The sequence below is a fragment of the Pseudomonas sp. 2822-17 genome (assembly GCF_002742485.1).
GTDB lineage: Bacteria > Pseudomonadota > Gammaproteobacteria > Pseudomonadales > Pseudomonadaceae > Aquipseudomonas > Aquipseudomonas cyclaminis.
Genome location: NZ_LJRZ01000500.1, coordinates 88,562 through 110,374, shown reverse-complemented (window position 1 = coordinate 110,374; position 21,813 = coordinate 88,562). Strand labels below are relative to the sequence as shown.

Here is a 21,813-nt window from a genome sequence, read left to right as displayed (position 1 = left end):
TATACGATTTCAATCCACTATAAGCATCCCAGTGATGGCGATGCCTATAAGGGCGAGGCAAGTAACGAGTGTTGGTATGACCATCCAATACTTGAGGCGAGGTGGTATTTTCTCAACGTCCTCAACAAGTACCATCCCCCTCCATTGAAATATTTTGGGGATGAGAATAACGGTTGCCATAGCGAATACGCGTTGGGGTCTTCCTTCAAAATGCGCATGACGAAAGGTGTGCCTGCATCCGACTATAAAAGTGCTGTATTTCATATAGCGCTCAGCGGCATCAAGTTTTTTGTACATGGCAGAAAATATGATCGGGAAGCTCAATAACAAAAGGGTGAATGAGCCCACCGCAAAGTATTCTTGGTTCATTCAATTCTCCACAGCCTGATAGAGAATGTTACCCACCCATTCTCCACCCGTGCCTCCGAGCGTGCCAAACGCGAGTCCGCCCGCAGTACCGCCGACGATGGCGCAAACCAAAGCTCCGGCGCCAGCCGTTGGTATGCCAAAAACAATCGCGCAGGCGGCGATACCGACAAGAGGTCCAAGTGTTCCACCCGCAGATGCGCCGCCAACACTGCCCACCAACTTTGAGCCTTCAACATATTTCGCCCGTGTACATTCTTGCTCACGCCCGGTGGAACACGCCTCCGCTATCTCTATCGCCGTCGACCCCACATCCAGCGCAAGACCAATATAAGTGCCTTTCTTCAATATCTGCGACGCCCTGGCTACCCGCTTGATCGTCTCCTCGTACCCGCGAATCTCCCCGTAGTGCCAATAACTCTTACTGGAAATTCCCAGCATTTTTTTAATCGAACCTTCGTTTTTCAAGCCCGTCCCCAACCGTGCCAATCCTGAAAGTTGACCATCCAGCTTCGCAAACAAAGCCCTGCGCTTAGCCAGAAATTCATTTCTCGCACTCACGGTACCGCTCCTCAGGTACTGCTTATGCAACTCATCGATTTCCTTGAGCGTCTGCTCGACGTGCGTCAGGTGCTTGCTCCAAGCACTGCTCACGCTGCCGATGCCCAAAGACGCATGGGACATGATGGCCTGTAACTGATCGTAGTTTTTGATCAGGAATTGATCAGTGGCGGAGTGTGCCAACAAAGCATGTTTGATGTTAGCGGCTGACTGCATCAAGCGAGCTTCTTCAGCGGTACAAGCAGCGGTTCGGCTGTCCCCGATAATGACCAATTGCCCAGGCAGCACGACGGTGTTGCGAATGTGCTGGTTGAGGATGTCGAACTTGGTTTGGGTATTGGGGTTGAGCGAGAGGCTCAGTTTGAGTAACGGATAAGGCTGCGGCCGTTCATTGATAAATGCATAGGCTCCCTGCATAACGTGTACCTCCAGGACTGTGGCGCACGACTATAAGAAGGCGCTACAAGCGAGGTAAGACGCATGCAGGGGCGGTTTTAACGTTTCGGAAATGGACTACTTAAGTCCAGGCGCATGCCTACGATCCCATCAGCTGATGAAGATCAAATGTGGGAGGGAGCTTGCTCCCGATGACGGTGGGTCAGCTACACATAGGCTGCCTGACACTCTGTCATCGGGGGCAAGCCCCCTCCCCACACGGGTTTACGCTTTCAGCGGGTAGCCAGTGCGCCCTGGTACACGGTCGGGCCTGTCGGTTGCTTACTCAGCGACCCACCTTTGGTTTCCGCACTCACCATCAATTCCACCGGCTGGCTGATGCTCGCCTGCTGGCGCGGGTTCAAGCCGATGATGCCTTGGCCATCCTCCGGCAACAGCCCCAGCGAAACCGGCTGGCCACCTTCGGGCATGGCCCACAGCTCCAGGCTTTGGTCGGGTGCTGGGGCAGTGGCGGCGATGGGTTCGACTTCGAGGTAATCCTTATGCGCCCTGATTTGCGCAGCCGGTTGCTGGGTGGTGGTCACCAGGGTGGCGGCGGATTGGACGTTGTCTTGAGTGTAGAGTGCGCCGCCGAGGCCGCTGAGGAGGGCCACGCAGACGCCGATAAGCAGGCGGGGGCGGTTCCAGAATGGGGGCTTCTGTTCAATCACTGTGGGACGTGTCGCGCTCATTGAGATTTTCCTGACAGGGCTTTCACACTTGTCATTGACCCCGATGGGCGCGATGGGTTCCTGGCCCCGGTTCAGCTCACAGTGATGCCAATTGGCCTTGATACAGCACCGGCCCGGTTGGTTGACCGGTCGGCGAGCCGCCCCGAGGCTCCAGGCTCACGGCCAGGGTCAGCGGCGCTGTCAGCAGCGCTTGCTGTTCCTTGCTCAACTGGATTCGACCCTTGCCGGCAGCCGGTACCAGCCCCAGTGAGATGGGTTTGCCACCGGGCGGGATGACCCACAGCTCCAGGTCTCGCGTCGGCTCTACCGCAGCCAAGGCCAGCGGTTCGATTTGCAGGTGGTCGCTGAACGCCTGGATGTGCAGCGCCGGTTGCTGGTCGGCGGCGACCAGCGTGGCGTTGTACTCCACGGATGTGTCGCGCTGGTAAAGCAGGCCGACCAGCACCGCGAGGACGATCCCAAAGGCTGCCGCCAACAGGCGCAGGTTCATCCAGAACGGTTTTTGCGCCGGCACATGCAGCACTTGCGGCTCGATCCGCGCGTTGATGGCTGCCCATACATGCTCAGGCACCGGCCGCTCGGGCAGGCCGCCGGTCAGGCTGGCAAGCGTTTGCTGCCAATGACCCAGTTCGACGCGCAATGCGGCATCGTCCAGCAAGAGGGCATCAAAACGCCGACGGGCGGTGGCGGGCATCAGGCCGATGGCGTAGTCGGCGGCCAGGGCGCGGCGCAGGGCTGTGGTTTGGTAGTTCATGATTCGAGGCACCTGCGCAGGCGTTCCATGCCGCGGCGAATCCAGGATTTGACCGAGCCCAGCGGCGCGGCCAAGTGGTCGGCCAACTCCGAGCACGACAGGCCCTGGAAGTACGCCACCGTGATTGATTGACGCTGCATGCCGTCGAGGGTGTCGAGGCAGCGGTTGAGGGCGCGGGCGTCGCGTTCGCTGTCGAGCAGGTCGTGGGCGCTGGGGCCTTCGTCGAGCAAGGCGTCTTCTTGACCGTCGGCCAGGGGCTGTTCGCGGCGTTTACGCAGTTGGTCGATGGCCAGGTTGCGGGTGATGTTGATCATCCAGGTCATCGGCGCAGCCAAGTGGGCTTCGTAACGCGAGGCGTTGTACCAGATGCGTATGAAGGCTTCCTGCAGCACCTCTTCAGCCAGGTCCTGGCGGCCCATGAAGCGCATGGCCACGCCGTGCAGACGTGGCGATACAGTGCGATAGAGCGTTTCGAACGCTTGGCGATTGCCCAAGGCGCATTGGGCCAGCAGGGGCCGCAACGGGTCAGCATCGGTGAGGGTAATAGGGCTTCTCCAGGCTCTCTTTCGAGGGCGACGGGACTGCGCACGGTAGGCAGAGGTTAGTCCAGCTTGGGCATTCATTCCATCCTGCTCCGGGCGGGGTATGAAGCCTATACGTAGGGTAGGGCGATTCGGATGCGGGCATGGGAACAATCCTCCGGAATACCCAGTCAAACGCCTGCTTTCGCACCTATATCCAGAGGTTGTTTCAATGAAGATTTCACGCGGTTTCGCCCTTTCCTGTCTGATGACCCTGGCGGCAACCCCGGTGTTTGCCGCAGGCTTCAGCCTTGGCGACGCGGCCAATGCCATTTCCGGTATGCAGGGCGGCAGCAACAAAGCCGCTGCCGCCGCGCCGTCTTCCGAGACGGCCGGCCTGCTGAGCGCCCTGACCTCGCAACTCAATATCACCCCCGAACAAGCCGTTGGCGGTACTGGCGCCATGCTGGGCCTGGCCAAGAACAAACTGAGCGGCAACGATTACTCGCAGTTGGGCAGCAGCGTGCCTGGCCTGGATCAGCTATCGGGCAACAATGCCCTGGGCAGCCTCGGTGCCTTGAGCGGGATGCTCGGCCAGACCGGCGGCAGCAAGACAAGCGGCCTGGACGGCCTGCTGGGTAATGTGAAGAACACCAACGACCTCAACACTGCGTTCAGCGCGCTGGGCATGGACAGTGGCATGATCGGCCAATTCGCCCCGGTGATCCTGCAGTACCTGGGCGGCCAGGGTGCCAGCAGTTCCGTGCTGGGCAAGCTGGCCGAGGCCTGGGGCACCGGCAGCTAAGTCGATTCCGCGCGCAGTTGCCCGATGCGCGCGTCCTTCTCCTTCCAGAGCTGGTTGACCCAGTTCTGGACGGTCTGGCGAAACGCCGGATCGTTCTCGTAATCCCCCTGCCACAACGCCGGGTCCAGCTCACGGGTACGGATATCAATGATCACCTTCGGCACTGCGCCGCTGATCAAGTCCCAGAACCCCGGAATCTTCTGCTGCGGATAGACCACCGTGACGTCGAGGATCGCGTCCAGTTGTTCACCCATCGCCGCCAGCACAAACGCCACGCCGCCCGCCTTGGGCTTGAGCAACCGCGTGAAGGGTGAACGCTGCTGCGTGCGCTTGGCCTCGGTGAACCGCGTACCTTCCAGGTAATTGACCACCGTCACCGGCTGGCGCTTGAACAGCTCGCAGGCCTCTTTGGTGATTTTAAGATCCTGCCCCGCCAGTTCCGGATGCTTGGCCAGGAATGCCTTGCTGTAGCGCTTCATGAACGGGTAATCCAGCGCCCACCAGGCGAGGCCCAGGAAGGGCACCCAGATCAATTCTTTTTTCAGGAAGAACTTGAAGAACGGCGTACGCCGGTTAAGCGCCTGGATCAGCGCCGGAATATCCACCCAGGATTGGTGGTTGCTGATGACCAGATACGAGGTGTCACTGCGCAAGTCGTCGCCGCCGCGAATGTCCCATTGGGTGGGGATGCAGCGTGCGAAGATCAGTTTGTCGATCTCGGCCCAGGTCTCGGCGATCCACATCACCGCCCACGACATGTAGTCACGCGAGCGCCCCGGAGCCACCAGCTTGAGCAGGGCGAACACCAGCAAGGGGCCGATCAGGATCAGCGTATTGAGTAACAGCAGCAGGGTGACCAGACAGCCGGTGAGCAGGCGGCGCATAAGCAACTCTTGGGATCTTGTGGGCGGGCCATGATAAGAGAGCTGAGTCTAGAGGCCAAATCGCAAAACGCCTGACGAATGTTTCACAAGGCACCGGGTACGGTAGGAAGACTAACTAACAGTCACTTTTGCGGTCTAGAATCCGCCTACTTAATTCAAGGAAACCACCTACGTGAAATCTATCCTTGCCTTGCTTGCCCTCGTTGCGCTGCCCGTCATGGCCGCCGAGCCGACCCTTTACGGTCGCTACGAATACATCCAGTTGCCGGAGATCGGCGAAACCTTCAAGGCCAAGATGGACACCGGCGCGCTGACCGCCTCGCTGTCGGCCCGCGACATCGAAACCTTCACCCGTGATGGCGACGATTGGGTGCGCTTCCGCCTCGGCGGCAAGGACGCTTCCAACAAAGTCTACGAACACAAAGTCTCGCGCATCAGCAAGATCAAGAGCCGCGCCGACGAAGACGACGACAAGGACGAAGCCAGCGTGGCCAAGCGTCCGGTGATCGATCTGGAAATGTGCCTGGGCGACGTCAAGCGCACCGTCGAGGTCAACCTTACCGACCGCAGCAGCTTCAACTACCCGCTGCTGATAGGCGCCAAGGCCCTGCGTGAATTTGGCGCAGCGGTAAACCCGGCCCGTCGGTACACTGCCGACAAACCGGACTGCTGACAGACCCAAATGCCCCACATCCTGATTGTCGAAGACGAAGCGGCGATAGCCGACACGCTGATATTCGCCCTGCAAGGCGAGGGTTTCACCACCACCTGGCTGAGCCTCGGCCAGGAGGCGTTGGCCCATCAGCGCCAGAGCCCCGCCGACCTGATTATCCTCGACATCGGCCTGCCCGACATCAGCGGGTTTGAAACCTGCAAGCAATTGCGCCGCTTCACCGAAGTGCCGGTGATGTTCCTCAGCGCCCGCGATGGCGAAATCGACCGCGTGGTGGGGCTGGAAATCGGCGCTGACGATTATGTGGTCAAGCCGTTCAGCCCTCGGGAAGTGGCGGCGCGGGTCAAGGCAATCCTCAAGCGGGTCGGCCCTGGCGTTGCACCGCCAGTGTTCCAAGTGGATCTGGAACGCATGCAGATCCACTATCGCGGCCAGCCCCTGAACCTCACGCGCCATGAGTTCCGCCTGCTGCAAAGCCTGCTGGAGCAACCCGAGCGGGTGTTCAGCCGCGAGCAGTTGCTCGATGCGGTGGGCGTACCGGCGGATGCCGGCTACGAGCGCAATATCGACAGCCATATCAAAAGCCTGCGCAGCAAACTGCGTAGCGTGGCGGCGCAGGCCGAGCCGATCCAGACCCATCGCGGCCTGGGCTACAGCTACAGCCCGAGCAACAGCTGATGCGCCTGGGGCTGCGGATTTTCCTGGTGTACGCGCTGTTTATCGGCCTTACCGGTTACTTTGTGCTCAGCACCGTCATGAAGGAAATCCGCCCCGGCGTGCGCCAGTCCACCGAAGAAACGCTGGTGGACACCGCCAATCTGTTGGCCGAGATCCTGCGCGACGACGTGAAAAACCGCACCCTTGGCCAAAGCCACTGGCAGGAACTGCTCAAGGCCTACGGCAACCGCCAGCCGGGCGCGACCATCTGGGGCCTGCCGAAAAACCAGGTCAACCACCGCATCTACGTCACCGACGCCAAGGGCATCGTGTTGCTCGACTCGACGGGCCAAGCGGTGGGCCAGGACTACTCCAAATGGAACGATGTCTACCTCACCCTGCGCGGCGAATACGGCGCCCGTTCCACCCGCAGCGATGTGGATGACGCCACGTCATCGGTGATGCACGTGGGCGCGCCGATCCGCGACAACGGGCAGATCATCGGCGTGGTCACCGTGGCCAAACCCAATAGCTCATTGCAGCCTTATGTGGATCGCACCGAGCGGCGCCTGCTGTGGTACGGCGCCGGATTGGTCATCCTGGGCCTGCTGCTGGGCGCGCTGTTGTCGTGGTGGTTGAGCGTCGCGCTACGGCGGCTGACGGCCTATGCCGAGGCGGTCAGTGAAGGGCGGCGCGCCGAGTTGCCTCACTACCGTGGCGGCGAGTTGAAGCAGTTGTCCACCGCCGTGGAGCACATGCGCACGCAACTGGAGGGCAAGGCCTACGTCGAGCATTACGTGCACACCCTGACCCATGAATTGAAAAGCCCGCTGGCGGCGATTCGCGGCGCGGCGGAGCTGTTGCAGGGCGACATGACCCGCGAGCAGCAGCAGCGTTTTGTCGGCAATATCGACAGCGAAAGCGCACGCCTGCAACAGTTGATCGAGCGCCTGCTGAACCTGGCGCAAGTAGAACAACGCCAGGGCCTGGAAGAGCAGGCAAGTATCGCGCTGGCCGCCTTGGTCGACGAAGTGCTCAAGGCCCAATGTGCACGGATCGAAAGCGCCGGCTTGCGAGTGGAGCAGACGATCGCGGCGGATGTGAAGGTGTTCGGCGAGCCCTTTCTGCTGCGCCAGGCGCTGGGCAATCTGCTGGAGAACGCGTTGGATTTCACACCGCCGGGCGGCCTGTTGAAATTCGCGGCGCAGACGCACCACAACGCAGTGCAGGTGAGCCTGTTCAACCAGGCTGCGCCGATTCCCGACTACGCCTTGCCGCGTCTGAGCGAACGCTTTTATTCGCTGCCACGCCCGGCCAGCGGACGCAAAAGCACGGGCCTGGGTCTGAACTTTGTCGAGGAAGTGATGAAGCTCCACGGTGGCGCATTGCAGATCGGTAACGTCCCCGGCGGCGTGCGCGTGGAACTGCATCTCCACACAGTCTCCACATTGCCCACATAAACCCCCCACACGCGCAGCTCACTCTCCCTCCATCAAAACAGGGAGAGACCCATGAACCGCAGCCTGCTTTTCAAACTTGGCGCGATTGCGCTGCTGATTCTGCTGTTGCTGATTCCGTTGCTGATGATCAACGGCATCATCAGCGACCGCCAGCAACTGCGCGACGGCGTATTGATGGACATCGCCCGCAGCTCCAGCTACGCCCAGCGCCTCACCGGCCCGGTGATGGTGGTGCCGTATCGCAAAACCGTGCGCGAGTGGAAGCTCAATGAAAAGCTCAACAAGCGCTACGAAGAAACCCGTGAAGTGCGTGGTCGTTTGTACTTCCTGCCGGAGCGTTTTGAGCTCGATGGCAAGGTGCAGACCGAACTGCGCGCACGGGGCATTTACCAGGCGCGACTGTTCCATGCCGACAACCGCATCAGCGGGCGTTTTGTGCTGCCGGAGCAGTGGGGCATCACCGAGAACTATGCCGATTACCGTTTTGAACCGGCGTTTCTGGCGGTGGGCATCAGCGATATTCGCGGCATCGAAAACGCACTGAAACTGGAACTGGGCAGCCAGCGCCTGGAGTTCTCGCCGGGCAGCCAGGTGGGCTGGCTGGGCGAGGGTGTACACGTCGAACTGCCGGCGCAGGACAACAAGAAACCGGCCGCCATGGACTTCGCCTTTGACCTGCGCCTGCAAGGCACCGAACAACTGCAAGTGGTGCCGGTGGGCAAGACCAGCCAGGTGTCGCTGGCCTCCAATTGGCCGCACCCGAGCTTTATCGGCAACTTCCTGCCGGCTCAGCGCGAGGTTACCGACCAAGGTTTTACCGCCAACTGGCAGACCTCGTTCTTCTCCACCAACCTTGAAGAAGCCCTGCGCGGTTGCCTGTCCGAAAACAGCTGCGAGGACTTCAACAGCCGCAGCTTCGGCGTGAACTTCATCGACCCGGTGGACCAGTACCTCAAGAGCGACCGTGCGATCAAATACGCACTGCTGTTTATCGCCCTGACCTTTGCCGGCTTCTTCCTGTTCGAAGTGCTCAAGAGCCTGGCGGTGCACCCGATTCAATACGCCTTGGTGGGCGTGGCGCTGGCGTTCTTCTACCTGCTGCTGTTGTCGCTGTCCGAGCACTTGGGCTTTGCCCTGGCGTACCTGATCTCGGCGAGTGCCTGTGTGATGTTGATCGGCTTTTATGTGTGCCACGTGCTGCGCAGCGTCGTCCATGGCCTGGGGTTTTCGGCGGGGTTGGCGGCGTTGTATGGCTTGTTGTACGGACTGTTGAGCGCCGAGGATTACGCGCTGCTGATGGGGTCGTTGTTGCTGTTCGGCTTGCTGGGCACGGTGATGGTGCTGACGCGTAAGCTGGACTGGTATGGCGTGGGCAAGCGCAAGGAGGTTGAGCCGTTGGTGTTTGATCTGGAGGCGGTGCAATGATCGGGTTGCGCGAGGATCAGCAAATGAAGGCAACATTGGTGTCACGGATTGACCGGCTATTTTTTGTGGCGAGCGAGCTTGCTCCCGCTGGGGCGCGAAGCGGCCCTCAAGAAGGGGACTGCTGCGCAGCCCAGCGGGAGCAAGCTCCCTCGCCACGAAACCTCACATGGGTGGTTGGGTCTGCTGCATCGACGGCCGCTGGCTGACCTCGGCGTACCACGCAGCTAGCTTGGGATTATCCAACCGCCACTGCATGTCCGGATGGCGAAAGTCCAGATAACCCAAGGCGCAGGCCACGCTGATGGCGGCGATGTCGAAGTGGCTGGTCAGTTCGGCAATCGCGTCCTGCTCCAATTCGGCAAGGGCGCGACGGATCTTGTGGCGCTGCTCGTCGAGCCACGGGGTCCAGTGTTTTTCTACCGGGCGCAGGGTGGTTTCGTAGCGCACCAGCACGGCGGCATCCATGATGCCGTCGGCCATCGACGCCAGGGTCAGGCGGCGCCAGCGGGCCGAGCCATCACGGGGGATCAGCGGGTTGCCTACATGCTGGTAGTCCAGGTAATCGAGGATCACCCGGCTGTCGTGCAATACCGTGCCGTCCGCCAGGCGCAGGGCCGGGATCTTGCCCACGGGGTTGCCTTGCACCACCTGAGCATCCGGGTTAACCGGGGTCGGCATGCACCCTTGCAGGGCGACGCGATCCTGCTGGCCGGTTTCGATCAGCAGCACGCGGACTTTACGCACGAAGGGTGAAGCCGGGTTATGAAACAAGGTCATGCTGGGAGCGGACATGGGCATTCCTCTGAATAGGCTGGGGCTAGCCTAGAGGGTTGCGCGGTGGCTGGCGAGGGGGATTGTGGGGGTTTTTATGGGTCTCATCGGGGCAAGCCCCCTCCCACACTTGAACGTGTTCACAAATCAGAATGTGGGAGGGGGCTTGCCCCCGATGAGGCCCTCAGTCGCGCCGCTTGAACAACCCCCACGCACCTATGGCGGCAGGTATGCCCAGCCCGAGCCAACTCAACGAATCCCACAGCCCATCCCCCAGCAGCGCCGCAAACAACCCGGCGGCGCTGAGCAGGCCAATCCCCAGCGGAATGCCAAACACCTTCCAGAAATTCGACTGACGCGGCTTCATGCCTTGCCTGCCTTGCGTCGCACGATCCACAGGTAAATCCCGCTGATCAGCACCACGATGGTCAACACATCCAGCACCGCCCACAGGATCTTCATCGGCATGCCGCCGTAATCACCGAAGTGCAGCGGCTGGGACATGCCCATGGCGTCCATGTACCACGGGCGTTCGGCGATGGCGGTGACGGCCAGGGTACTGGCGTCGATCAGCACCGGCGTGAGCAGGTGCGAGGTCAGGTGCGTACTGCCCTTCATGAACACCGCGTAATGGTGCTCGCTGGAAAAGCGCGTGCCGGGGAAGGCGATAAAGTCCGGCCGCATGCCCGGCGCGGCCTTGGCGGCGATGGTCAGCAGTTCCGTTGCAGGCGCACGCAGGGTCAGCAGCGGGGCATTTTTGTAGGGTTCGATCAAGGCGTTGAGGCTGTCCTGGCGCCAGGCAGCGATGATCAGGTCGGCGCAGGCGCTGATCACGCCGGTCACGCCCACCACCAGCGCCCAGGTCAGGGTGACCACACCAATCAGGTTGTGCAGGTCGAGCCAGCGCAGGCGGGTGGATTTGTCCTGCCGCACGGTGGCGAACTTCAAGCGACGCATAAACGGCAGGTACAACACCGTGCCGGAGATGATCGCCAGCACAAACAGCACGCCCATGAACGCCAGCAGCAACTTGCCCGGCAGCCCGGCAAACATATCCACATGCAGGCGTAGCAGGAACAGCGTGAAACCGCCATTGGCCGAGGGCATTTCCACCGCATCGCCGGTGCGCGCGTCGAGCATGAAGGTGTGGGACGAATTGGGCTCGGTGCCGGCGGTGGCGGCCATGATCGCGATCACGCCGTTCTGATCGTCCTCGTCCCAGGCCAGGTATTGCATGGCTTCGCCGGGTCGATGGGCCTCTGCTTTGGCGACAAGCTGCTCCAGGTTGAGCTGCGGCGTATCGGCAGGCATCTGTGCCAGCGTGGGCTCGTTGCCCAGCAGATGGTCGATCTCATGGTGAAACACCAGCGGCAGGCCCGTGAGGGCGAGCAGCAGGAGGAATACGGTGCAGATCAGGCTGGTCCAGGTGTGGAGGAAGGACCAGCGGCGGATGTTTTCGCTTTTCATCACGGCTCCAAAAGGCAAAAGGGCCGCGGTTCAGGCGGCCCTTCATCAGCGGTTTTTCACCGTCTTAGAATTTGTAGTTCACGCTGGCGACCACGTTACGCTGGTCACCGTAGTAGCAGTAGAAGCCGTCGCAGGTCGACAGGTAATCCTTGTTGAAGATGTTCTTGGCGTCGACTGCCACGGTCACACCTTTCATGGAGCTGTTTACGCGGCCCAGGTCGTAGTGCACCGAGGCGTCGTATACGGTGTAGGAGCCCACATGACCGAGGTCGGTGTTGGCGGCATTGCCGTAGGTGTCGCCGACGTAGCGCACGCCTGCACCCACACCGAATCCGTCCAGCATGCCGCTGCGCCAGGTGTAGTCGGCCCAGCCGGTGGCTTGGTTGCGAGGCAGCTGGTTCAGACGATTGCCTTTTTCTGCGGCAACACCTTCAGTGATTTCACTGTCGTTATAGGTATAGGAACCCACGAGCTTGAGGCTCTCGGTAACGTCGGCGCTGGCTTCCAATTCAAGTCCACGGACTCGTACCTCACCGACTTGGCGAGTGATGCTGCCTTCGGTGACCGAGGTGTTTTGTTGGGTCAGGTCGAACACCGCAGCGGTGAACAACGCTTTTGTGCCTGGCGGCTGGTATTTGACACCGGCTTCATATTGCTTGCCTTCGGTGGGCTTGAATGCCCCGGTGCTGCCCACTTGTGTACCCGAGCCGGCCTGGAATGATTCAGCGTAGGAGAGGTACGGGGTGATGCCGTTGTCGAAGACATAGCTCAGCGCTGCGTTACCGCTGAAATGCTTGTCACGCTGAGTATTGGTTGCGTCGTTGAGGTTATGGAACGTGGTGCCGGTATGGACCCAGTCTTCACGCCCGCCGAGCGTCAGGCGCCAGTTGTCGAGAGCCATTTGGTCTTGAAGATAGAGACCGGTCTGCTGGGTCTTCTGGTTGTAGTCGTACATGGTGAAGTAGGTGACTTTCGAGAAGTCCTGCCCATACACCGGACGGTTGAAGTTGATGGTCGGCACGCCCGCCGAGCCCCACAGCCAGCGCGCATCGCTGTCGGAGCGCTGGTGGTCGAGGCCCAGCAGCAGGGTGTGATTGATTGCACCAGTCTTGAAGTCAGCCTGGAAGTTGTTGTCGACGGCGAACTGGCCGATGTTTTCATCGACCTTGCCAGCTGAACGACTCACGTTGCCATCGGTATCAACCGCAACTTCAGGGCCATTCGGAAAGAACGCGCCACCGGCGGTAATGCCCTGGAAGGACAGGTCGTTCTTGGTGTAACGCAGGTTTTGATGGAACTGCCAGGTGTCGTTCAGGCGCGTCTCGAAGGCGTAACCCAGCGCGTAGTAAGTGCGGTCGTAGAATTCCCAGTCCGGATCACCCAGGTTTTTGTGGTGGGAAATCTTGCCGGCCGGTGAACTCAACTTGGTGCCTTGCAATGGCAGGAACTGCCCGGTGATACCCGTATCGTCGCGGGTGAACTGGGTCAGTAGCGTGAGCCTGGTGTCGTCGTTGATATTCCACGTCAGGCTGGGTGCGACGTTGTAGCGCTTGTCCGGGATGTGATCGACAGCGGTGTTGCTGTCGCGCACCACACCGCTGACGCGGTAGAGGAACTGGCCTTCATCGTCGACCTTGCCGGTGCTGTCGAAGTTGATCTGTTTGTGGTTATTGCTGCCGGCTTGAACTTCAATTTCATTCGAGCTTTGTGCCTGAGGGCGGCGGCTGACCATGTCCAGCAAACCGCCAGGCGGAGTCTGCCCATAGACCGAAGAGGCCGGGCCCCGCAGGACGGCAATGCGCTCAAGATTCCACGTGTCGATTTTCGGCGTGGCGTAGTTGCCTTTAGGCAGTGGCAGGCCATCAAGGAATTGCGTCGGAACAAAACCGCGTACCAGCAGCCAGTCACTGCGCGAGTCGGAGCCATAGCCGCTGCTCTGCACGCCAGCGGTGTACCGCAGGGCATCGTTAAGGTTGAGAACGGAGCGGTCTTCCATTTGCTGACGAGTGATCACCGTGACCGAGCGAGGCAGTTCGGCGATAGGCGTATCGGTCTTGGTGCCAGCCGCTGTGCGGGTGGCGACGTAACCCTCCACCGGCCCCCAAGCGCTTTCGCTATCGCCCTGCCCAATGATGCTGGTCTCCGGCAACGCCACAACCCCCTCGGGAATCGCCACCAAGGTAAACGTCCCAGCGCTGCTCTGCTCCAACTGCAACCCGGTGCCACGCAACGCTTCGCGCAGTGCGCCTTGCGCATCGAACTGGCCTTTGACCGGAGCCGAGGTCTTGCCCGCCGCCAGCGCCGGGTTGAGGGTCAGCGCGAGGCCGGCCTGGCTGGCGATCTGGTTCAGGGTCGTGGCCAGCGATGCGGCAGGCAGGTTGTAGGCACGCACGCTGGACGCCTGTTCGGCGGCGAACAGCGAGGTGCTGGCCAGCGGGGCGCTGAGGGCAATGGCCACGGCTAACAGGCTGGGGCGCAACAAGGTGTCTAGCGTGCGGGACATGGGCGGCTCCTGAATGGAAATATTTCTCAATTGCCTAGGTGCCGAACGAGAATCGAAAAGTGATAGGGCAGCGCGAAAATATTTTTTTGGGGGGGTTGAGCACCTCATCGGGGGCAAGCCCCTCCCGCAAAAATGTGGGAGGGGGCTTGCCCCCGATAGCGATCGCCCAGCAACCACAGACCCTACGGCTTACTCTTGACCGTCACCCACCATGGCGTGTGCTGCTCGATCCGCACCGGCAGGGTCGGCAGCAGGGCGTTGAGCGCCAGCGTGGTGTCGTGCAGCGGGAAGCTGCCGGTGATGCGCAGGTCCGCCACGTTTTTGTCCACGCCCAGGTAGCCGGTGCGGTAGCGGCTGAGCTCATCCACCACATCGCCCAGGCGGGCGTTGTCCACCACCAGCATGCCGCGGGTCCAGGCGTCGGTGGCGGGGGTGACGGCAAGTGCGGGGCCGAGGCCGTCGCTGCGCATCAGCACTTGCTGGCCTTCCTTGAAAACCTGCTCTTGACGCACTGCTTCCGGCTGCGCCGCGACGGCTGATTGCAAGACGCTCAACCGTGTGGCGTCGTCCTCACGCTTGACGATAAACCGCGTGCCCAGCGCTCGCAGGCTGCCGTCGCGGGTTTGCACGTAGAACGGGCGCGCATCGTTGTGGCCGGTCTCGACGAGGATTTCGCCGTCCTGCAACACGATCAGCCGGCGTTTTTCATCAAAACGCACGTCGATGGCACTGTGGGTATTGAGGTTGATCCGGGTGCCGTCCGCCAGTTTCAGCGTGCGCTGTTCGCCGGTGGCGGTGCGCTGGTCGGCCAGCCAATAGTGGATCGGCACATAGCGCTCGCCGGCAAACAACGCCAGACCGCACACCAGCGCGATACTCGCCAGGCCAGTGCCGAGCTTGCGCACCCGCTGGCGAATGCCTTCGCGCGACTGCAGCAACGCCGCCCGCGCCGGGCCCGAGGCCACGCCGAAGCGTTGGTCGAGCATGCCCAGTTGGCGCCAGGCGCGAGCGTGTTCTTCATGGCTGGCCAGCCATTTGCTGAACTCTTCGCGTTCTACGGCGCTGCCGTCGCCGGAGTCCAGGGACAACTGCCAGGCAATCGCCGCATCCAGCACACGGGCCGACACCGGCTTTGCGCTTATCGCACTCACGTTGGCTCGCCATACAGCGCGATATAGCACTGGCGAATGCCCTGGGCCAGGTACTGGCGCACACGAGGCACCGACACGCCGAGGCGTCGGGCGATCTCTGCGTGACCCAGGCCGTCGAGACGGTTATAGAGGAAGGCGGCGCGGGCCTTGCTCGACAGCTTGCCGAGCAGGCGGTCGATGGCCTTGAGGTCTTCGAGGATCAGTTGCTGTTCTTCCGGGGACGGGTGTTCGCTTTCCGGGATCAGCATCAATTCCGTGAGATAGGCCTGTTCCAGGGCGGCGCGACGGAAGTAGTCGAACAACAAGCCTTTCGCGATCGCTACCAGAAATGCCCGAGGCTCGCGGGGTTCGCGCAACTCGTCACGGCCCAGCAGGCGCATGAAAGTATCCTGGCTCAGGTCTTCGGCGCGGCTCGGGCAGGCCACATTGCGCCGCAGCCAGGCCAGCAGCCAGCCACGATGGTCGCGATACAACGCGCCAACAAGCTCACTGTGTGGGGTCTGGGCCGACGACAAGGCATCACCGAATAAACAAGGGGTTTAAACTAACGAGAATTATTCGCGATTGTGTCAGAGGCGTGGGGTGGGCGCAATTGGCGTCCGTCGGGAGATGACATTAAAACGATGGCGCTCGTTTACGCCGTTTCCATTGGCTCAAACGCTCCTGCAGCGCCTGTGGGGAGTCGATGTGCTGCTGTCGCGCACGGCTGAACAGAATCAGCATCAGTTCCGCCGTGGCCAGGGCATCGGCGCTGGCGTGATGGCGTTCGCCCACGTGCAGCTGGAAATGGTTGATCCAGTCATCCAGCCCGGCTTCGCGGATATGCGCCTCGGGGCACAGCAGCGGGGCAATGTCGGCCACATCCAGAAACGGGTGCGCCAAGCGATAACCCAGGCTGTCCTTGAGTGCGCGGCCCAGCATGTGCTGGTCGAAGGGCGCATGGAAAGCCAGCAATGGGCTGTCGCCGACGAATGCCATGAAGTCCAGCAGCGCTTCTACCGGATCACTGCCGGCGGCGATGGCGCTGGGGCCGAGGCCGTGGATCAACACGCTGGGGCTGAGTTTTGTTTCTGCGCGTTGCAGGGTGCGCTCGAACAGCTGGGAGAAATCCACCGCGCCATCTTCAATCACCACTGCGCCGATGGACAGTACCTGATCACGGTTGAGGTTCAGGCCGCTGGTTTCCAGATCCACCACCACCCAGCGTTGGGCGCGCAATGGGGTGTCGCCCAGCGGCACCGGCTTGGACAGTTGCTCCAGGCGCCGTTGTTGCGCGGCATCGAGTCCGGGCTTTTTCGTACGTAGCCAGTCGAACCAACTCACAGCTGGTACCGCAACGTCAGGCTGCTTTGCAGACGCTGGGCCTGGCGCAGGGATTCACGCAGGATGCGGCGGTCGAGGTGGTTGAGGCTGTCGGGGTCGACGCGATTGGAATACGGCTGGTTCTCGCGGGTCTGCAACTGGTGCTGCTGCATGCGGGTTTGCTGGATAAAGTGGTACGCCTCTTCATACGCGGCGCCGTCCAGCGGCTCGATGACCTCCTTGGCCACCAACTGACGCAGGCGCTCCAGGGTGTTGTTGGCGTGAATACCATTGGCCAGCGCCAGCAGGCGCGCTCCATCGACGAATGGCGTAAGCCCCTGCACTTTGAGGTCGAGTGTGGCCTTTTCACCGCTTTTGCGTGTCAGCACGAATTCACGGAAACGTCCTACAGGTGGCCGTTGGCGCAAGGCATTCTCTGCAAGCATGCGTTGAAACAGCCGGTTATCCGCCACCTGATCCAGAACGCTTTGGCGCAAGTGCTCGCAACCCTGTTCATCGCCCCACACCACCCGCAGATCAAAATAGATGCTCGAACCCAACAGGTTTTCCGGCGTCGCCTCACGAATAAACGCCGCAAACCGCCGCGCCCATTCCGCCCGCGACAGGCACAGCTCGGGGTTGCCGGCCATGATGTTGCCTTTGCACAGGCTGAACCCGCACAGCGCCAGGCTCTGGTTGATCTGCTGCGCCAGGGGCAGCAACCGACCGCGAATCTCGGCGGCTTCCACCGCGTCCCTGGCCTCGAACAGAATGCCGTTGTCCTGGTCGGTGTACAGCGTTTGCTCGCGACGGCCTTCGCTGCCGAAACACAACCAACTGAAGGGCACGCCGGGGTCGCCTTTTTCGGCGAGGGTCAGCTCGATCACCCGGCACACGGTGTGATCGTTGAGCAGGGTAATGATGTGAGTAATCTGGGTGGACGACGCGCCATGGGCGAGCATCCGCTCGACCAACTGGCCGATCTCCCCGCGAATCGCCACCAGATTCTCCACCCTGGGCGCATTGCGGATGGTGCGGGCCAGGTGCACCAGGTCGACCCGTTGCAGGGAAAACAGGTCGCGCTCGGACACCACGCCACACAGGCGCTGGTCCTTGACCAGGCACACATGGGCGATATGCCGCTCGGTCATGGCGATGGCGGCGTCGAAGGCGCTGTGGTCCGGGGTCAGGAAGAACGGCGCCTGGGTCATATGACTGTCGATGGCCTGGCTGAAATTGCTGGTGCCGTCGGCCACCACATGGCGCAGATCGCGCAGGGTAAAAATCCCCAGAGGCGCCTGGTGCGCGTCGACAATCACAATGCTGCCCACTTGTTGCTCGTGCATCAGTGTCACCGCTTCGCGCAGCGGCGTGTCCGGGCTGCACATCACCGGGTGGCGCATGGCCAATTCGCCCAGGCGGGTGTTCAACGAATATTGAGTGCCGAGGGTTTCCACGGCTTTTTGCTGCACCTGCTGGTTGACCTGATCCAACAGGCTGCTGACGCCACGCAGGGCAAAGTCGCGAAACGGGCTGGAGAGGGCGAACAGCTTGATAAAGGCCGGTTTGTTCAATTGCAGGCAGAAGGTGTCTTCGGCGGCTTTATGCTCAGTGCGCGTGGCCCGTTCGCCCAGCAGCGCGGCGAGGGGGAAGCACTCGCCGGTGGTGATTTCAAAGGTGGTTTCTGCCGACTCCGGCCGCTCGCCCACGACGCGGCCTTGCTTGACGATGTAGAAGTGCTCCACCGGCCCGCCCGATGGCTTGAGAATGCTCTCGCCGGGGCCGAAGAAGCGTAATTGACACTGTTCAACCAAAAACGCCAGGTGCGCATTTTCCATTTGATTGAATGGCGGGAAACGTTGCAGGAATTGCAGGGTGCCGTGGATGTTCTGCAACACGGCCGTTTTACCCGCCTGCGTGAAAGCATCAGCTTTACTCATAACAGTGACCGCAGTTTTTTTGTCGTTATCGTCCCTCATGGTCGGCTCCTACGCGGTGGGTGCCCATTGGACGTAAGTCTAGGTCGATACAAACGGCACACACCTAGGGAAAAACCTTACATGAATATCGTCCAAACCCCGTAGAACACCCACTAGGCAAACTTTCCGACGAAGTGCACATTGATCGCCCTTCCGCAGATGTCTGACGAGTGTGCTGGGGATTGATGAAAACTGCTGAGAACCGTATGTCCGACCACGATATTTTGAGTGATGCCGAGCGCGAGGCGCTGAGCGCCGTGATGCTGGAGCCTGATTTACCGCCACAACGCGTGTTGATCGTCGACGACGACAAGGACGCACGCGAACTGCTGGCGGAAATCCTGGGGCTGGACGGTATTCGCTGCATGACCGCCGACAGTGGTGAGGCGGCGTGGGATTTATTGAAGTCGAGCAGTTCCATCGGTTTGCTGATCACCGACCTGCGCATGGCGCCCAGCAATGGCCTGGAGCTGATTCGCCAGGTGCGAGAATCCACCCGTGCGGCGCTGCCGATCATCATCATGTCGGGGGATGCCGAGGCGCCGGACGTGATTGATGCCATGCATTTGAGCGTGGTGGATTTTTTGCTCAAGCCGATTGATAGCGTGAAGTTGGCGAAGCTGGTGAAGCGGGAGTTGGGGATGGCTTCCTGAGCGTGTCGGTAGCTGTGCCGGCCTCATCGGGGGCCAGTCGAATCGTCGCACCGCCCCTCCCACATTTTTGACCGCAGCGCAGTTCAAGTGTGGGAGGGGGCTTGCCCCCGATGAGCATAGGTATCTACACAACTTCCTGTGGATGCTGAATCTATAGCAACTGGGCTGTTGTGGTGAGCGGGCTTGTCCCGCGCTGGGCTGCGAAGCAGCCCCATCAAAGCCACCGCGTTTTTTCAGAAAAACCAAGTTGCCTGGTTTTGGGGCTGCTGCGCAGCCCAGCGCGGGACAAGCCCGCTCACCACAGAGTTATGTATAAGCCTTTGAGAGTTGTGTAGATAGCTATGCCCCGATGAGGCCAGTCTGGTCACTACAGCCCCAAATAAAAAGCCCTGATCTCACGATCAGGGCTTTTTCATTTACAGGCCGTTTTTAGCCTTGAACTCCCGACGCCGACGGTGCAGCACCGGCTCGGTATACCCATTAGGCTGCTTAGTCCCTTCAATCACCAACTCCACCGCTGCCTGGAACGCGATGTTGCTGTCGAAATCCGGAGCCAGTGGGCGGTACAGCGCATCCCCGGCATTCTGACGGTCCACCACCGGCGCCATACGCTTTAGGCTTTCCATGACCTGGTCTTGGTTGACGATGCCGTGGCGCAGCCAGTTGGCGATGTGCTGGCTGGAGATGCGCAGGGTGGCGCGGTCTTCCATCAGGCCCACATCATTGATGTCCGGCACTTTCGAGCAGCCGACGCCCTGGTCGATCCAACGGACCACATAACCCAGGATGCCCTGGGCGTTGTTGTCCAGCTCGTTGCGGATTTCTTCGTCGGACCAATCGGTGTTGCTGGCCAGAGGAATGGTCAGGATGTCGTCTACCGACGCACGCTCGCGCTTGGCAAGCTCGGCCTGGCGGGCGAATACATCAACCTTGTGGTAGTGCAACGCGTGCAGCGCGGCGGCGGTCGGCGAGGGCACCCAGGCGGTGTTGGCGCCGGCCAATGGGTGGGCGATTTTCTGTTCGAGCATCGCCGCCATCAGGTCGGGCATCGCCCACATGCCTTTACCGATCTGCGCACGGCCTTGCAGGCCGGTGCTCAGGCCGATATCAACGTTCCAGTTTTCGTAGGCGCCGATCCATTTTTCGGCCTTCATGGCAGCCTTGCGCACCATCGCGCCCGCTTCCATGGAGGTGTGGATTTCGTCACCGGTACGGTCGAGGAAGCCGGTGTTGATAAACACCACGCGCTCGCTGGCCGCCTTGATGCAGGCCTTGAGGTTGACCGTGGTACGGCGCTCCTCGTCCATGATCCCGACCTTGAGGGTGTTGCGCGGCAGGTTCAGCACGTCTTCGATGCGACCGAAAAGCTCGTTGGTGAACGCAGCTTCTTCCGGGCCGTGCATCTTCGGCTTGACGATGTACACCGAGCCAGTGCGGCTGTTCTTGCGGGTGTTGTTGCCGTTGAGGCTGTGGGTCGCGGCGAGGCTGGTGACCAGGCCGTCGAGGATGCCTTCCGGCACTTCGTTGCCGTCTTTATCGAGGATCGCATCAATGGTCATCAGATGACCCACGTTGCGCACGAACAGCAGCGAACGGCCGTGCAGCGTCACGTCCTGGCCATCCACGCCGGTATAAACGCGGTCGGCGTTCATGGTACGGGTGAAGGTTTTTCCGCCCTTGGCCACTTCTTCGGCCAGGTCGCCCTTCATCAGGCCGAGCCAGTTGCGGTAGATCACCACTTTGTCGTCGGCATCCACCGCGGCGACGGAGTCTTCGCAGTCCATGATGGTGGTCAGCGCGGCTTCCATCAGCACATCTTTGACGCCGGCGGCATCGGTCTGGCCGACGGGCGTGCTGGCGTCGATCTGGATTTCGAAGTGCAGGCCGTTGTGTTTCAGCAGGATCGCAATCGGCTCGGCCGCAGGGCCCTGGAAACCGATCAACTGGGCATCGTCACGCAGACCACTATTGCTGCCGCCCTTGAGGCTGACAATCAGCGTGCCGTCGACGATCTTGTAACCGGTGGAGTCGACGTGGCTGCCGGCGCTGAGCGGCGCGGCTTCGTCAAGGAAGGCGCGGGCGAAGGCGATGACCTTGTCGCCACGCACCTTGTTGTAACCCTTGCCTTTCTCGGCGCCGTCGGCTTCGCTGATGGCGTCGGTGCCGTACAGCGCGTCGTACAGCGAACCCCAGCGCGCATTGGAGGCGTTGAGGGCGAAACGGGCATTCATCACCGGCACCACCAACTGTGGGCCGGCCATGCGCGCGATTTCGTCATCGACGTTTTGGGTCGAGGCCTGGAAGTCTGCGGCTTCTGGCAGCAGGTATCCGATGTCTTGCAGGAAGGCTTTGTAGGCCACCGGGTCGTGGGCCTGGCCGGCGTGGGTCTGGTGCCAGGTGTCGATGCGCGCCTGGAAATCATCGCGTTTGGCGAGTAGGGCTTTGTTCTTCGGTGCCAGGTCGTGGATGACCTTGTCGGCGCCGGCCCAGAACTGGTCGGCAGTGATGCCGGTGCCGGGAATGGCTTCGTTGTTCACGAAGTCGAACAGGACTTTGGCGACCTGCAGGCCACCGACTTGAACGTGTTCAGTCATTGCTTGCCTCACTCTGCACAGCTTAAGCGCTTTTTAGATTTTCATTATGTAGTGCCAAGTTGCGCATACTACATGATGACTTGCGGTTGTGAAAATTAGACTAAATACGTCGTTTAGCGACCCACTTTGGTCGTACGGTCACAGCGGAGAACGGGATGTT

The 21,813-nt window shown here is 61.0% G+C and carries 21 protein-coding genes; 6 read left to right on the top strand and 15 right to left on the bottom strand.

Going from position 1 to position 21,813, the window contains the following annotated elements:
- Positions 1-9: 9 nt before the first annotated feature.
- The 5 genes from AOA60_RS18925 to AOA60_RS18905 form a co-directional block, all read right to left on the bottom strand.
- Complete coding sequence (locus AOA60_RS18925) at positions 10-369, bottom strand: hypothetical protein (protein WP_099585731.1); 360 nt, start codon at positions 367-369, stop codon at positions 10-12.
- A complete protein-coding gene (locus tag AOA60_RS18920) occupies positions 370-1,344 on the bottom strand; it encodes a hypothetical protein (RefSeq protein WP_099585730.1) in 975 nt (324 codons plus the stop codon).
- 251 nt (positions 1,345-1,595) lie between these two features.
- Entirely contained in the window at positions 1,596-2,054 is a 459-nt protein-coding gene (locus tag AOA60_RS18915) for an anti-sigma factor (protein WP_099585729.1), read from the bottom strand.
- Between the two features lie 76 nt (positions 2,055-2,130).
- Positions 2,131-2,808: an anti-sigma factor gene (locus AOA60_RS18910; protein ID WP_099585728.1), complete on the bottom strand. Its 678-nt coding sequence runs from the start codon at positions 2,806-2,808 to the stop codon at positions 2,131-2,133.
- Positions 2,805-3,431: a sigma-70 family RNA polymerase sigma factor gene (locus AOA60_RS18905; RefSeq protein WP_099585727.1), complete on the bottom strand. Its 627-nt coding sequence runs from the start codon at positions 3,429-3,431 to the stop codon at positions 2,805-2,807. The genes AOA60_RS18910 and AOA60_RS18905 overlap by 4 nt, the downstream gene beginning before the upstream one ends.
- A 130-nt stretch (positions 3,432-3,561) precedes the next feature.
- On the opposite strand from AOA60_RS18905, the gene AOA60_RS18900 reads away from it, so the two are divergent.
- Positions 3,562-4,134 carry a DUF2780 domain-containing protein gene (locus AOA60_RS18900; protein ID WP_099585726.1) on the top strand — a complete coding sequence of 191 codons (573 nt, stop codon included), beginning with the start codon at positions 3,562-3,564 and terminating at the stop codon, positions 4,132-4,134.
- On the opposite strand, the gene AOA60_RS18895 is transcribed toward AOA60_RS18900, so the two are convergent.
- Positions 4,131-5,018 (bottom strand): acyltransferase, encoded by an 888-nt coding sequence (locus tag AOA60_RS18895; protein ID WP_099585725.1) that lies wholly within the window; start codon positions 5,016-5,018, stop codon positions 4,131-4,133. The genes AOA60_RS18900 and AOA60_RS18895 overlap by 4 nt on opposite strands.
- 172 nt (positions 5,019-5,190) lie before the next feature.
- Here AOA60_RS18895 and AOA60_RS18890 point away from each other — a divergent pair, with 172 nt between their 5' ends.
- The 4 genes from AOA60_RS18890 to creD are packed head-to-tail and all read left to right on the top strand — an operon-like array spanning position 5,191 to position 9,233.
- A complete protein-coding gene (locus tag AOA60_RS18890) occupies positions 5,191-5,691 on the top strand; it encodes an ATP-dependent zinc protease (RefSeq protein ID WP_099585724.1) in 501 nt (166 codons plus the stop codon).
- Between the two features lie 9 nt (positions 5,692-5,700).
- Positions 5,701-6,369: a two-component system response regulator CreB gene (gene creB, locus AOA60_RS18885; protein ID WP_099585723.1), complete on the top strand. Its 669-nt coding sequence runs from the start codon at positions 5,701-5,703 to the stop codon at positions 6,367-6,369.
- Positions 6,369-7,808 (top strand): two-component system sensor histidine kinase CreC, encoded by a 1,440-nt coding sequence (gene creC / locus AOA60_RS18880; protein ID WP_099585722.1) that lies wholly within the window; start codon positions 6,369-6,371, stop codon positions 7,806-7,808. Before creB ends, creC begins: the two co-directional genes overlap by 1 nt.
- Positions 7,809-7,859: 51 nt before the next feature.
- Positions 7,860-9,233 carry a cell envelope integrity protein CreD gene (creD, locus tag AOA60_RS18875; protein ID WP_099585721.1) on the top strand — a complete coding sequence of 458 codons (1,374 nt, stop codon included), beginning with the start codon at positions 7,860-7,862 and terminating at the stop codon, positions 9,231-9,233.
- 162 nt (positions 9,234-9,395) lie between these two features.
- Here creD and AOA60_RS18870 read toward each other — a convergent pair whose 3' ends face one another.
- From AOA60_RS18870 to AOA60_RS18835, 8 genes are all read right to left on the bottom strand, one after another.
- Complete coding sequence (locus AOA60_RS18870) at positions 9,396-10,025, bottom strand: glutathione S-transferase (protein ID WP_099585720.1); 630 nt, start codon at positions 10,023-10,025, stop codon at positions 9,396-9,398.
- Between the two features lie 163 nt (positions 10,026-10,188).
- Positions 10,189-10,371 carry a hypothetical protein gene (locus tag AOA60_RS18865; protein ID WP_099585719.1) on the bottom strand — a complete coding sequence of 61 codons (183 nt, stop codon included), beginning with the start codon at positions 10,369-10,371 and terminating at the stop codon, positions 10,189-10,191.
- On the bottom strand, positions 10,368-11,471 hold the full coding sequence (locus AOA60_RS18860) for a PepSY domain-containing protein (protein WP_099585718.1): 1,104 nt from the start codon (positions 11,469-11,471) through the stop codon (positions 10,368-10,370). The genes AOA60_RS18865 and AOA60_RS18860 overlap by 4 nt, the downstream gene beginning before the upstream one ends.
- A gap of 64 nt (positions 11,472-11,535) precedes the next feature.
- Positions 11,536-13,974, bottom strand: coding sequence for a TonB-dependent siderophore receptor (locus AOA60_RS18855; protein WP_099585717.1), 2,439 nt, complete (start codon positions 13,972-13,974; stop codon positions 11,536-11,538).
- 182 nt (positions 13,975-14,156) lie between these two features.
- Positions 14,157-15,125 (bottom strand): FecR domain-containing protein, encoded by a 969-nt coding sequence (locus AOA60_RS18850; protein ID WP_099585716.1) that lies wholly within the window; start codon positions 15,123-15,125, stop codon positions 14,157-14,159.
- Positions 15,122-15,640 carry an RNA polymerase sigma factor gene (locus tag AOA60_RS18845; protein WP_099585715.1) on the bottom strand — a complete coding sequence of 173 codons (519 nt, stop codon included), beginning with the start codon at positions 15,638-15,640 and terminating at the stop codon, positions 15,122-15,124. Before AOA60_RS18845 ends, AOA60_RS18850 begins: the two co-directional genes overlap by 4 nt.
- 100 nt (positions 15,641-15,740) lie before the next feature.
- Entirely contained in the window at positions 15,741-16,448 is a 708-nt protein-coding gene (locus AOA60_RS18840; RefSeq protein WP_099585714.1) for a PolC-type DNA polymerase III, read from the bottom strand.
- A complete protein-coding gene (locus AOA60_RS18835) occupies positions 16,445-18,367 on the bottom strand; it encodes a putative nucleotidyltransferase substrate binding domain-containing protein (RefSeq protein ID WP_178075381.1) in 1,923 nt (640 codons plus the stop codon). The genes AOA60_RS18840 and AOA60_RS18835 overlap by 4 nt, the downstream gene beginning before the upstream one ends.
- A 245-nt stretch (positions 18,368-18,612) precedes the next feature.
- Between AOA60_RS18835 and AOA60_RS18830 the strand changes: the two genes are divergently transcribed.
- Positions 18,613-19,059 carry a response regulator gene (locus AOA60_RS18830; RefSeq protein ID WP_090401770.1) on the top strand — a complete coding sequence of 149 codons (447 nt, stop codon included), beginning with the start codon at positions 18,613-18,615 and terminating at the stop codon, positions 19,057-19,059.
- Between the two features lie 416 nt (positions 19,060-19,475).
- On the opposite strand, the gene AOA60_RS18820 is transcribed toward AOA60_RS18830, so the two are convergent.
- The gene (locus tag AOA60_RS18820; RefSeq protein ID WP_099585712.1) at positions 19,476-21,653 is read right to left on the bottom strand and encodes a malate synthase G; all 2,178 of its coding nucleotides are present in this window, start codon (positions 21,651-21,653) and stop codon (positions 19,476-19,478) included.
- Positions 21,654-21,813: the final 160 nt, after the last annotated feature.